Origin of the sequence: Pseudomonas mandelii (genome assembly GCF_900106065.1) — a bacterium.
GTDB classification, from domain to species: domain Bacteria; phylum Pseudomonadota; class Gammaproteobacteria; order Pseudomonadales; family Pseudomonadaceae; genus Aquipseudomonas; species Aquipseudomonas mandelii.
The window spans coordinates 6,766,012-6,778,195 of record NZ_LT629796.1 but is presented as its reverse complement, the minus strand read 5'-3'; the positions used below and the strand labels follow the sequence as shown (position 1 = coordinate 6,778,195).

10 protein-coding genes and 1 pseudogene are annotated in these 12,184 nt (G+C 56.2%); 8 read left to right on the top strand and 3 right to left on the bottom strand.

Annotated elements, in window-relative coordinates; all coding sequences use genetic code 11:
* Positions 1-216: 216 nt before the first annotated feature.
* Positions 217-951 carry a FadR/GntR family transcriptional regulator gene (locus BLU63_RS31440; RefSeq protein ID WP_010458990.1) on the top strand — a complete coding sequence of 245 codons (735 nt, stop codon included), beginning with the start codon at positions 217-219 and terminating at the stop codon, positions 949-951.
* 133 nt (positions 952-1,084) lie between these two features.
* Here the strand turns inward: BLU63_RS31440 and BLU63_RS31435 are convergent, their stop codons facing one another.
* Entirely contained in the window at positions 1,085-2,017 is a 933-nt protein-coding gene (locus BLU63_RS31435) for a LysR family transcriptional regulator (RefSeq protein WP_083377141.1), read from the bottom strand.
* A 138-nt stretch (positions 2,018-2,155) separates the two neighbouring features.
* Between BLU63_RS31435 and BLU63_RS31430 the strand changes: the two genes are divergently transcribed.
* The 3 genes from BLU63_RS31430 to BLU63_RS31420 all read left to right on the top strand — a co-directional run bounded on the left by BLU63_RS31430 (position 2,156) and on the right by BLU63_RS31420 (position 5,385).
* Positions 2,156-3,469: an MFS transporter gene (locus BLU63_RS31430; RefSeq protein ID WP_077748771.1), complete on the top strand. Its 1,314-nt coding sequence runs from the start codon at positions 2,156-2,158 to the stop codon at positions 3,467-3,469.
* Between the two features lie 62 nt (positions 3,470-3,531).
* Complete coding sequence (locus BLU63_RS31425; RefSeq protein WP_033038802.1) at positions 3,532-4,281, top strand: creatininase family protein; 750 nt, start codon at positions 3,532-3,534, stop codon at positions 4,279-4,281.
* Between the two features lie 273 nt (positions 4,282-4,554).
* Complete coding sequence (locus tag BLU63_RS31420) at positions 4,555-5,385, top strand: type 1 glutamine amidotransferase domain-containing protein (protein WP_083377140.1); 831 nt, start codon at positions 4,555-4,557, stop codon at positions 5,383-5,385.
* A gap of 265 nt (positions 5,386-5,650) precedes the next feature.
* Here the strand turns inward: BLU63_RS31420 and BLU63_RS31415 are convergent, their stop codons facing one another.
* Positions 5,651-6,550, bottom strand: coding sequence for a LysR family transcriptional regulator (locus BLU63_RS31415; RefSeq protein ID WP_010459000.1), 900 nt, complete (start codon positions 6,548-6,550; stop codon positions 5,651-5,653).
* Positions 6,551-6,741: 191 nt separating this feature from the next.
* Between BLU63_RS31415 and BLU63_RS31410 the strand changes: the two genes are divergently transcribed.
* The 4 genes from BLU63_RS31410 to BLU63_RS31395 all read left to right on the top strand — a co-directional run bounded on the left by BLU63_RS31410 (position 6,742) and on the right by BLU63_RS31395 (position 11,938).
* Positions 6,742-7,770, top strand: a complete 1,029-nt coding sequence (locus BLU63_RS31410) for an alpha/beta hydrolase (RefSeq protein ID WP_083377139.1) — start codon at positions 6,742-6,744, stop codon at positions 7,768-7,770.
* Positions 7,771-7,841: 71 nt separating this feature from the next.
* Positions 7,842-9,035, top strand: a complete 1,194-nt coding sequence (locus tag BLU63_RS31405; protein WP_010459004.1) for an MFS transporter — start codon at positions 7,842-7,844, stop codon at positions 9,033-9,035.
* 530 nt (positions 9,036-9,565) lie between these two features.
* Positions 9,566-10,741: a DUF2252 domain-containing protein gene (locus BLU63_RS31400; RefSeq protein ID WP_306461189.1), complete on the top strand. Its 1,176-nt coding sequence runs from the start codon at positions 9,566-9,568 to the stop codon at positions 10,739-10,741.
* Between the two features lie 84 nt (positions 10,742-10,825).
* On the top strand, positions 10,826-11,938 hold the full coding sequence (locus BLU63_RS31395; RefSeq protein WP_083377138.1) for a hypothetical protein: 1,113 nt from the start codon (positions 10,826-10,828) through the stop codon (positions 11,936-11,938).
* A 20-nt stretch (positions 11,939-11,958) separates the two neighbouring features.
* On the opposite strand, the pseudogene BLU63_RS31390 reads toward BLU63_RS31395, so the two are convergent.
* A pseudogene (locus BLU63_RS31390) lies at positions 11,959-12,081 on the bottom strand (GNAT family N-acetyltransferase); the annotation flags it as partial.
* Positions 12,082-12,184 lie beyond the last annotated feature (103 nt).

Below are 12,184 nucleotides of genomic sequence, written 5' to 3'. Positions count from 1 at the left end.
TTATTCGTCCGTATCAGGTTGAGGGCAACGTACATCACATCCTGTTGTCCTTCAACAGAACAACTGCGGTATTTCAGCAAGCTTTAACCTATTTATTAGATAAGTCCTTGTTTTAATTGGATTAAATGGTTGATGTGTTTTGCGAATTTCAGTTTCAACTGTCAGGAACAAGTCTTCTGATGTAGATTAAGTAGACAAGTAAGGGGAGAAAAAAGAATGAGTGAAATGAATGTGCAACCCGTAACCCGCCGACCTCATCTGGCCGAGCACATCGCCCGCTCGCTGAGCGATGAGATTGCTTCCGGGCGGCTGCGGCCGGGAGACCGTTTGCCCACTGAACAGTTTCTCTCGCAGAACTTCGGCGTCAGCCGCAACGTGGTGCGCGAGGGCATCGCCACGCTGCGGGCGCAGGGGCTGATTCAGTCTCGCCAGGGCGTAGGCGTCTTCGTCTCCGCCACCTCCCAAGCGTCAGAGCCTTTGGCACCGCAGGCGAGTGCGCCGATGCTGGACGGTGACAACACCATCCGAAACATGTTTGAAGTGCGGGCCGTCCTGGAAAGCCAGGCCGCCGCGCTCACCGCCTCGCACATGACCCCGGCCAAGTTGAAAGTCATTCAGGCCGCGGTCTTGCGCATGCAATACGAAGGCGAACCGACCCTGGAAACGGTCAACGCCGACCTCGATTTTCACAGGGCCGTTGCGGCAGCGTCGGGCAACGACTATCTCGAGACGATGATTCGCACAGTGCTCGAGCCAATGCGCGCACTGATCACCATGAACTTCGCGCGGCGCGGCCCGGTGTTCAGCAACATTCCTCACGCGGCGCGCGGGGAGCATGAAGAACTCGTGCAGGCTTTTATCGATCGAAATGCGACGGCGGCACGCCAGATCATGGGGGAACATATCGTCAACGCAGCCTCGCGATTCGGCTACGAGATCACATTTTTCTGATGGTTTGAGCCGAGCGGATCTTGTTTCGTTGTTCTACAACCTGGGCAGGTTGTTCCTTTGGCCTTCCGAGCATCTCGAACGCGTCTGTTCCATCAGGAGAGAAGGCGAGGGAATAGGGATGACTTGTCTCTGGTCAGGCACTCGGCACTCCCGTATCAGACGCAAACATCGGCAAGCGCTGCAACATCCAGTTCAGTAGCTCTTGAGCAGGGGCGGCCAACGGTCGGCCGGATTTCACCAACAGTTTTGCTTCAACCCCAAGAAACAACGGATGGTCGATCGATACCGCCGCCAGGCTGCCGTTGGCGATTTCCCGATAGGCCGCGAATTCGCCGAGCAACGAAGCAAAACCGCCGTCCTCCACCATGCGCTTGAGCGCCGCGAGGGAGTTGCTGACGAGTACCGGGCGGATCTCGATTTTCTCGGCATACTCGAGCATCTTGATCGCATGACCGATACCGAACGTCGTGGGTGTCAGGACCAGTTGGCAGGCGAGGATATCCTCGACGGTTGCCGCCGCGCCCCGCGATGCCAACGGATGATCCGGGCGAACCAGCAGCATCACCGGTTGCGAAAACGTCGCGCGGTAGTCGATGTGCGGATGCGGCGGCGGATTGTACGCAAGGCCGATGTGCGCACGGTTTTCGGCGACTTCGTTGAGGACATCGTCGACGGGCAGAATGTCCAGCCGCACATCGAGCTTGGGGTACTGCTTGCAGAACGGCGCGAGCACGTTGTCGACCAACGCGTCGACATAGCCCTCGCTGATGACGACGCGTACATGGCCTTGCTGCAGGCCCTTGATCGCTTGCAACTGATCTTCGAGTTTCTCCTGGTGCGATCGATAGCCGCGCCAGAACTCCAGCAAGTGCGCCGCGGCCTCGGTGGGCTGAACACCGCGTGCCTGGCGCTCGAATAGTTTGGCGCCGATTTCCTCTTCCAGCAGCTTGATCTGGCGCGTGATCACCGAGGGCGACGTATTGATGTTGTCGGCCGCGCCACGAATCGATCCGTGAGTCAGCACCTCATGAAAATACCGAAGCCGTTGTTGATTGATTTCGCGCATGCCGGGAACTCTCTCCAGAGATGTTGCGTTGTCTGTAGAGCAACACTACACGAACTTAGTTGCTCTTGCTGGTCATGAGGTGCCGGTGCAACATTCTCTGACACGAACTCGGACCAACAAGAATAACGGGAGATTCGCATGTCAATTCTTCAGGCGCCGGCACGAAGTGATGCCATTTCAGCCCTTTACCGCAAGCTCAACTGGCGACTGCTGCCGCTGCTGTTCATCTGTTACGTATTTGCGTATCTGGACCGGATCAACGTCGGCTTTGCCAAACTGCAGATGCAAAATGACCTTGGGCTTTCCGATGCGGCCTATGGTGCGGGCGCCGGTATTTTCTTTCTGGGATACGTATTGTTCGAGTTGCCGAGCAACCTGATGCTGCCGAAGGTCGGTGCGAGGAAAACCTTCAGCCGTATTCTGGTGTGTTGGGGCATCACCTCGGCCTGCATGTTGTTCGTGCGCAACGTGCCGATGTTTTACGCCATGCGCTTTCTGCTGGGTGTGTTCGAAGCCGGTTTTGCACCGGGCATGATTTATTACCTGTCCTGCTGGTACGGTCCCAAGCGTATGGCGCGGGCCATTGCGATCGTGTTTATCGCCGGCCCCATTGGCGGCATTGTGGGCGGCCCACTGTCTGCGTGGTTGATCACCACGTTCGAAGGCGTTGGTGGTCTGGCCGGCTGGCAGTGGATGTTTTTGATTGAAGGCTTGCCGTGCGTTTTCCTCGGTGTGCTGACTTTTTTCATCCTTTCCAATCGACCCGCTGAGGCGCGCTGGCTGAGCCAGGAAGAAAAGGCCTTGCTGGCCAGTGAGCTGGGTGAATCGACCGGGCGCGTCCATTCGTTCCGTGCAGTGTTGCGCGACCCGAAAATCTACATTCTCGCCAGCGCCTATTTCTGCATCATCTTCTCGATCTATGCCATGAGTTTCTGGCTGCCGGCAATCCTCAAGGCCCAGGGCGTCAACGACACCATGCAACTGGGTTGGTACGCCGCGATTCCCTATGTCGCCGCCGCTTGCGGCATGTACTGGATAGGGCGCCGGTCGGACCGTGTCGGTGAAAGACGCTATCACTGCGCAGTGCCGGCGGGGATCGGCGCGATCCTGCTGCTTATGTACCCTTTTGCCGACGGCAACCTGATGGCCGCGCTGGCACTGCTGACCGTGGCAACCGCCATGATGTTCATGGCCTACACCGTGTTGTGGGCGATGCCCTCCGAACACATCAAGGGCGAGGCGGCGGCAGGGGGCATTGCCTTGATTAATACCATCGGTCTTTCCGGCGGCTTCTGGGGGCCGGCCATAATCGGCTGGGCAAAAACCGCAACCGGCAGCGCAAATCTTGGCGTCGTTATCGTGGGTTGCGTATTTTTGTGCGCAGCATTGGTGATCCTGTCGACCAAGCCGAAAACGCGTGACGGCGCGATTCCGGAATACAGTGCGGGTTGATCTGTTGCCACCCGCGTCCTTTGTCATGTTCCGCAAGGAACCCTTTAAAAGAGAGAACTCAAATGCTTTTACACCTGTCGACCTGGGCCGAGATCGGCCAATTTCTTCAACGCAGCCGCACCATCGTGATCCCGATTGGTTCGAACGAACAACACGGTCCTACCGGTCTTCTGGGAACCGACTGGATGTGCCCGGAAATCATTGCCGGTGAAGCGCAAAAAAACGCAGACATCCTGATTGCACCGACCTTCAATATCGGCATGGCCCAGCACCATCTTGGGTTCCCTGGAACCATCTCGCTGCGTCCGTCGACCTTCATTGCGGCGATTGGCGATTGGGTGCGCTCGCTGGCCGCTCACGGGTTTGAAAAAATCCTCTTCCTCAATGGCCACGGTGGCAACGTTGCATCGATTGAGGCGGCGTTCTCTGAGCTCTACGCCGAAGCCAGCTTCGCTCGACGCCCAGCAGGGTTCGCGCTGAAGTTGTGCAATTGGTGGGACCTTGAGGGGGTAGGGGAGCTTGCGCGCGAGCAGTTTCCTACGGGGCACGGCGTTCATGCCACGCCGTCCGAGATTGCGGTCACACAATGGGCCTACCCGGATTCGATCAAATCGGCTGAATACTCGCCGCAGATCGCCCCTTGGGGCCCGATCCGCGAAGCGATGGACTTCCGCGCACGCCACCCCGATGGCCGCATGGGTTCGGACCCGGCGCTGGCGACGCCAGACAAAGGTCGTGAACTGGTCATGCTGGCAGCACAGAGCCTGGTGCGGGAGCTGGACGCTTTCAGCCGCGAATCAATGCCTGGCTGAACAATCACAGTCTTTTCAATTGGCCAACGCCCGGTATTTCCGGGCGTTGGCACGTCCTGTTTGAGGAAATCCCTACGATCGTTGATACGGAGGGTTATCCATGCCCCGGAGTTTTCACCGAGAAAATTTCAACCACAGGCCTAGCACTTCAGCGACAGCAAGCTCCAACTATTGATTACCCAGTGTAATAAGTGAAATTCAATTCAGGGGCTCTATCACTCTCTGCTCTAGTAATAAGATGGCGCCAACAAACCATTGCTACTGGAGAATCGCGTGAAAAAAACCATTATTGCCGCCCTGCTAACCGCTGCTGCTAACTATGCCAACGCCGGCACGGTATTGGTTGTACTGTCGGATCAGGCTCAACTGGACCTGAAAGACGGCAAGGTCATGCAAACAGGCTTCTTCCTGAACGAATTAATGCAACCGGTGCAGACCTTCATCGAGGCGGGTCAAACCGTCGTATTTGCCACCCCTAGCGGCAAGGCGCCAACCGCAGACCAGAAATCCAATGATGTGAGCTTCTGGGGCGGCGATGAAAAGGCCCGTCAGGAAAGTCTTGCGCTGCTGGACACGCTGAAGCTGACCTCGAAGAGCGGCTCGCCGGCAATCAGCTTCGCGCAGGTTCAGAAAATCGGCTACGACAAGTTCGATGCCGTATTCGTGCCTGGCGGTCATATCCCGATGCAGGATCTGCTGAAGGACAAGCAACTGGGCCAACTGCTGACCAACTTCCATGAAAAAGGCAAGATCACCGGCTTCACCTGCCATGGCACCATAGCCATGTTGTCGGCGATCCCGGATGCGCACGGTTTTGTCTCCGCACTGGAATCGGGCAAACAGCCGGCAGCGCCAGCCAATTGGATTTACAAGGGCTACAAAGTCACCGCCTTCACCGACGCGGAAGAGGAGCAGGCCAAAGGTTTCCTCGGCGGCGGCCATATGAAACTGTTCCCGCAGGATGGCCTGACGGCAGCCGGTGCTAACTTCTCCGAAGCCAAGCCATGGAGCGAGAACGTGATCGAAGATCGCGAAGTCATTTCCGGCCAGAACCCACAGTCGGCCAAGGCAGTCGCCGTGGCCATGGTGGCGAAACTGAAGTAATCCTGGGCGGCCGTTCCGGGCAAACCGGGCCGTAGGTGCTGGGGTCGATCTGCATTGGCTCCAGCGCCACCGTCTATCCCGACACGCTGCACGCTAATGTGTCGGAAGACGATACCCGCACATTTCGTCCAAGCCCAAGGGCCGCTCGTAATGCCCTCGTTTAGAGATTTTACCGCCCGATAGTCGTTGTTCCCGCCTTCCAATGCCCTGCATCAAAGGCGGTAACCGCATTCGATCCAACACAACCCCCATCCCATCCGCCGCGTTAATAGAAAGCCTCACCGCGTAGAGCATTCAGAACGAGCGAGAAGGCTGGAGTCGGCAAACGACGGCTTGGGTAGTACAGGTGATAACCCGGGAATAAAGGGCACCAGTCTTCCAGTACCCGCACCAAGCGGCCCTCTTCAATGTGCGGTGCAAATTCTTCCTCCGGTAAGTATGCGATGCCCAAACCGTTAACTGCCGCTGCCGGGACATGTGCGCTGGTATTCACAATGACCTGGCCCACGACACGCACGTTGATCTTTCGACCACGCTTTTCGAATTCCCAGGCGTCAACTCCGCCAAGGGTTGGATAGCGTATGTCGATGCATGTGTGATTCACCAGATCCTGCGGTTTCTTGGGCATGCTGTTGCGTGCGAAATACGAAGGCGATGCCACCGCAGCCATCCGTACTTCAGGTCCGATAGGCGCGGCGATCATATCTTTATCGACGGTGTCGCCGAATCTGATGCCCGCATCGAAGCGATCAGCAACGATGTCCCGGAAGCCATAGTTGATATCAAACTCAACCTTGATATCGGGGTATTCAAGGAGCAAAGGCGTGAGTCGCGGAAGGAGAATTGTCTTCAGGACAAAATCGCCGCAGGTAATGCGCACCGTGCCCGCAGGCTTGTCACGAAGTTCGGTCAAAGCATCCAGTTCAGCCTCGATCTCGTCAAAACGATGACCAATGGCTTGCATCAGGCGTTCCCCCGCGCTCGTCGGCGAAACGCTGCGAGTGGTACGCGTCAGTAGGCGAATTTTCAGGCGCTTTTCAAGCCCGGAAACAGTCTGGCTCAGGGCGGATTGCGTGACACCCAAGAGGGCGGCCGCTCGGGTGAAGCTGCCTTCCCTGGCGACCGTCACAAAGGCCAGAAGGTCGTTCAAATTATGTCGTGGCATCGGAGCCTGCCTATCGCAATTGATTAGCTGTGCTTATAACTTCAACAAGCTTTCATTAGATTATCAAGCACTGCGTATTCCCAGAGAATAGGGCAAGCCTCACCTGTGGTCACAGGCAGAGCCCACACGATCCGCTGATCCAGGCCCGGCAACCATGTCGATCAGCACCTATTCACTGATGGGAGCAGCACATGAGAAAACTCGTTATCTTGCTCGGCCTTCTGATGGCGTCGCTCTCTGCACTGGGAGCCGACATGTCTAACGGAGCCAATAATTTTTACAAAAGTGAGAAGGTCACGATGACGAAGGTGACCTTCAACAATCAGTACCAGATGAAAACTGCAGGGAATCTGTTTGTTCCTAAAGATTTGAAACCAGGCAGCAAAAGCGCAGCGATCATCGTTGGCCATCCCATGGGCGCGGTCAAAGAGCAGAGTTCGAACCTGTATGCCCAGAAACTGGCGGAGCAAGGTTTCGTGACCCTTGCCATCGACCTGTCGTTCTGGGGCGAAAGCGATGGGCAACCGCGCAACGCGGTCTCGTCAGAAATTTATGCTGAGGACTTCAGTGCCGCTGTTGATTACCTTGGCACACAGACGTTCATTGATCGGAACCGGATTGGTGTCCTGGGCATTTGCGGTAGCGGCAGCTTCGTCATCAGCGCTGCCAAGATCGACCCTCGGATGAAGGCCATTGCCACGGTCAGCATGTACGACATGGGCGCGGCCAATCGAAATGGCCTGAAGCATTCCGTCACTGTCGAGCAGAGGAAACAAGCGATCGCCGCTGCTGCCGAGCAGCGCTATGTCGAGTTCATCGGGGGCGAAACCCAGTACACCAGCGGAACTGTCCATGAGCTGACGGACAAGTCCAACGCTATCGAGCGCGAGTTCTACGATTTCTACCGCACGCCACGCGGTGAGTTCACCCCCAAAGGGCAGTCGCCGTTACTGACCACTCACCCGACGCTGGCCAGCAATACCAAGTTCATGAATTTCTATCCGTTCAACGATATCGAGACGATCTCGCCACGTCCGATGCTGTTTATCGCCGGTGAAAACGCTCACTCCCGTGAGTTCAGTGAAGAGGCCTATCGTCTGGCTGGTCAACCCAAAGAGCTTGTCATCATTCCAGGTGCGGGCCACGTGGATCTCTATGACCGGGTCGATCTTATCCCGTTTGCCAAGCTGACCTCGTTCTTCCAAACCAACCTTAAGTGACACTGATCGTTGGGCTATCAGGCCATGCGCTCTCAACAGGCATTGGCGCTTTACGTATTGAAGGAAATCAGATGAGCAGCACTGCCTTACCTATTCAAGCCGCGAGCCGACAGGTATGGGGCGCCGTCCTGGCGATGTCGCTGTGCGCCTTTGCGTTGGTGACATCGGAGTTTCTGCCGGTGAGCTTGCTCACACCGATTGCGACGGATCTCGCGCTGACAGAGGGGCAGGCCGGACAAGCGATTTCAATTTCCGGCCTCTTCGCGGTTGTCACCAGCCTTTTCATCTCTTCAGTCATTCGCCGGCTCGACCGAAGACCCGTTTTGCTTTTCCTGACGGCCTTGATGATTGCCTCTGGCACGCTCGTCGCTTTTGCCCCGAACTACTCGACACTGATGGTGGGTCGAGCCATTTTGGGGATCGCCATTGGTGGCAGTTGGTCAATGTCGACCGCCGTCATGATACGGATTGCTCCCGAAAGTTTTGTGCCTAAAGCCATCGCTTTGATTCAGGGCGGTACCGCACTCGCCACTGCAGTCGCAGCCCCCATTGGCAGTTTCATGGGCGGGCTGATCGGCTGGCGAGGTGCATTCTTCTGCGTGGTTCCGCTTGCCGCTCTGGCGCTCTGTTGGCAAGCATTCACGCTGCCGAAAATGCCTGGGCAAATTGAGTCTGGATCTGCACTTGATGTGTTTCGGCTGTTAGGTAGCGCCAACGTCTCGCTGGGCATGGCCGCAGTGGCATTTTTGTTTATGGGGCAGTTCGCGTTATTCACCTATCTGCGTCCGTTTCTAGAGTCGGTGACCCGCGTTGATGTGTCTGGACTGTCACTGCTATTGCTGATTATCGGAATGGCCGGATTGGTGGGCACCATGGTGATCGGCCCGGTGTTGAACAGAAGCCTTAATCGAGTGCTGATGATCATTCCACTGCTGATGTCGGGGATTGCTGTGGCTCTACTCGTCTTCGGCAACTCGATGTGGGCGACAGCCGTTTTGCTGGGTGTGTGGGGCCTGATTGCTACGTGCGCGCCTGTGGGCTGGTTCACATGGCTATCACGCACGCTTCCCCGTGATGCCGAAACCGGAGGCGGTTTGATGGTGGCGGTTATTCAGTTGGCTATCACACTCGGCGCGACGCTGGGTGGGCTGCTTTATGACGGAGCTGGCTACCAGGCTACGTTCATCGCGAGTGGACTATTTCTTCTGGTGGCTGCCGTGCTTGCACTGTTCGTATCACGATCGGATCTGCCCCCATTACGATGACAATGCCGCTGTTGCGTGGGGGGAAGTGTGAGAGGAAAAAAAAGGCAAAAAAAGGGGACGGATTTATTTTTCCATCGAACGCCCGGTAGATCCGGGCGTTGGCACATCTGCTTGAAGGCATCCCATCACTGAACGCTTTTCCCGTCGCTGCATTGATTTTTGTCAGAAATGCCAATGCCATCTGGTGTTAGCGTTTTGATGAACAATGGCTACGGCCTTGCCCTGATATGGCTCATTACAACCGTGGTTGACTCAATGGTGCCCCAGAGAACAAAGGAGCGGACATGTCTCGCAACAAGCAGAGTCCTATCAAAGGTACGTTGAAGGACGCAAAAGGCATGGAGAACGATGAACCGATTTTTCGCTCGCGCAAGGAACGACTGGAAGCAGGTGAGCGTTTATCCGAGAGCGTGCCGCACGCACTTCACGCCGTTTGGAAGCCGAAGCGTAAACACCGCGACCCTATTGAAATCCTGGAAGCGTCTAACCGATATCGCCTGCCCAATCTGATTCCGGTTCGCTACGGGCGCATGTTACGCAGCCCGTTTACCTTTTTGCGTGGCTCTGCCGGGGTGATGGCTCATGACTTGGCTAATACGCCGAACACAGGCATTCAAGTCCAAGCCTGCGGGGATTGTCATCTTTTGAACTTCGGACTTTTTGCCACTCCTGAACGCAACCTGATTTTTGACATTAACGATTTCGACGAAACGCTTCCAGCCCCTTGGGAATGGGATGTAAAACGCCTCGCAATCAGTTTCGTCGTGGCTGCCCGTGACAACCGGCTCAGCGACAAAGACGCCCAGGCGATAGCGGTCCAGTGTGTTCGTGCTTACCGCGAGCGCCTGCGCAAACTGTCGAAGATGAGCCCGCTGGACGTCTGGTATGACCGCCTGGACGCTCAAACGATCATCGACATGGCCCCCAACGCCAAAATCAAAAAGAACCGAGTTCAGCTGATTGCCAAGGCCAAAGCACGCATCGGCGAATACCTTTATCCGACAATCAGCAGCGTAGTAGCGGGACGTCGACGCCTGCTCGATCAGCCACCGATACTGTTTCATATCTATGAAAAGGACTTTGCACAACGTGTGCAGGTGGCGCTGCAAGACTATCGATTATCGCTACCGCTTGAACGGCGTGTGCTGTTCGATCGTTACCGTCTCGAAGACTTTGTCGTCAAGGCTGTCGGGATCGGAAGCGTCGGCACCTATTGTTTTGTCGGCCTGTTCTTTTCTGCTGAAAATCACCCGTTGCTCCTTCAATTCAAGGAAGCCTGTCCTTCGGTGTTGGCTCCTTTTGCGGGCAAGAGTGACTTTGAGAATCAAGGTGAGCGCGTGGTCACCGGGCAACGCCTGATGCAGGCCTCCAGCGATATTTTCCTGGGCTGGACACAGGGGGAAAATGGCCGGCATTTCTTCGTACGGCAGTTGCGAGACATGAAAATGGCGGCCCCTGTCGAAGGCGCGACGGTCGATCAGATGAAGCTGTATGCCGAGTTGTGCGGTCTCACACTGGCCCGTGCCCACGCCAAATCCGGGGATGCTGCGCTCATCAGCGGCTATTTGGGCAAGTCGGACACCTTCGATCTGGCTATTGGCGAATTTGCCCAGAGCTACGCCAAGCAAAACGCGAAAGACCATGCCTCGTTGGTGGCCGCTGAAAAATCGGGGCGCATCAAAGTGTTGAGAGAAGAAGACTTATGAAACCGATCCAGTGCGCAGATCATTACCTCGCGTGCTGAACCCGATTGCCCAGTGCAACAGAACAATACGTTGTGAGGCAAGGTCATGGATCACGATCTTTCAACGGCGAAGACCAGGCTATTGCCGGGCCGTACTCGTCAAGTAGCGCTCTTCTTCGTTGCCTGCTGCGTGACCGGGTGCACAACGATGGGACCGAACTCGATTCAACGTGACCGTACAGATTACAGTGCAGTTATTGCCTCGACCTGGAAAGAACAGACACTGCTCAATATCGTCAAATTACGCTACGCAGATGCGCCCGTGTTCCTCGAGGTTTCCTCGGTCATCGCCTCCAGTGCGATGCAGAGCCAGGTCAGCCTCGCAGCGAGTTGGTATTCTGGACTTCCCAGCGATGGAAACAGCCAGGCCATAGGGGCATCCGGGGTGTACACGGATCGTCCGACGATCAGCTACACCCCGCTTTCCGGGGAGAGATTCTCTCGCTATTTACTGCAGCCCCTATCGCCGGCTGCCGTGTTTTCCCTGATTCAGGCCGGCTATCCTATTGATCGCGTCCTGCAATTGACCACCAGCGCCGTTAATGGTGTCTATAACCGATCCACATCCCCCTCGCGTTTTCGAGCAGCAGATCCGCGTTTCTACGAGTTACTGGAGGCCTTCAGACGGATCCAGCGCTCTGAGTCGCTAGGGATGCGCATCAATCAACGAAGCAACGATGAAAGCATGCTCGTCCTGATCTCGCGGGACGTCTCCGACGACATCGAGAACGATCGCCGAAAGGTGCGCGAACTCCTTCACTTGAGCCCCGATGCCAGCGAGCTGAATCTAAAGTTCGGCATGGTGCAGCAGGATGATACCGAGGTCGTGCTACTCACTCGTTCCATGTCGGAAATCTTCGTGGAGCTGGCCGCTACCATCGAGGTTCCACCTGCCCATGTGCAAGAAGGACGTGCAAACCCGGCGCCTGCCGCGCCTGAGCATCCAAGCCCATGGGACGAACCATTAGTGCGCATTCACTCAAGCAGGGAGCGGCCAATCGATGCCTATGCAGCCGTTCGCTATCGCGACTATTGGTTCTGGATCGATGACCGTGACATGAAATCCAAATCGGAGTTCTTGTTTATTCTTGTACTGTTTTCGCTGGCCGAAACGGGCGTGGCGCCACAAACGCCTGTGATCACCGTGCCCGCAAACTGAGCGACTAGGGGGGTAGCCTCAAGCCGCTTTTCCATAACGATGGTGTGCTCAGCCCCATGGAACTCGTCGCGGATGTTCTGATAACCCAACGCAGCGTAAAACTCCTCTGCTGTAATCGACGACGGTACCCGCACAGCGCCAACACACCTCGGGATTGCTGCCGGGGAACAGGCTCAGGCGGTAGTGGCTTTGTGGGCGTTGTCGAAGCTATCAGTGCCTGTAGGAAGTGAATGTCAGTTTATTAAA

Bases quoted from the DNA above. Each gene is read 5' to 3' on its own strand.
- BLU63_RS31440 (WP_010458990.1), top strand. From the start codon at position 217: ATGAGTGAAATGAATGTGCAACCCGTAACCCGCCGACCTCATCTGGCC.
- BLU63_RS31435 (WP_083377141.1), bottom strand. From the start codon at position 2,017: ATGCGCGAAATCAATCAACAACGGCTTCGGTATTTTCATGAGGTGCTG.
- BLU63_RS31430 (WP_077748771.1), top strand. From the start codon at position 2,156: ATGTCAATTCTTCAGGCGCCGGCACGAAGTGATGCCATTTCAGCCCTT.
- BLU63_RS31425 (WP_033038802.1), top strand. From the start codon at position 3,532: ATGCTTTTACACCTGTCGACCTGGGCCGAGATCGGCCAATTTCTTCAA.
- BLU63_RS31415 (WP_010459000.1), bottom strand. From the start codon at position 6,550: ATGCCACGACATAATTTGAACGACCTTCTGGCCTTTGTGACGGTCGCC.
- BLU63_RS31410 (WP_083377139.1), top strand. From the start codon at position 6,742: ATGAGAAAACTCGTTATCTTGCTCGGCCTTCTGATGGCGTCGCTCTCT.
- BLU63_RS31405 (WP_010459004.1), top strand. From the start codon at position 7,842: ATGAGCAGCACTGCCTTACCTATTCAAGCCGCGAGCCGACAGGTATGG.
- BLU63_RS31400 (WP_306461189.1), top strand. From the start codon at position 9,566: ATGTTACGCAGCCCGTTTACCTTTTTGCGTGGCTCTGCCGGGGTGATG.
- BLU63_RS31395 (WP_083377138.1), top strand. From the start codon at position 10,826: ATGGATCACGATCTTTCAACGGCGAAGACCAGGCTATTGCCGGGCCGT.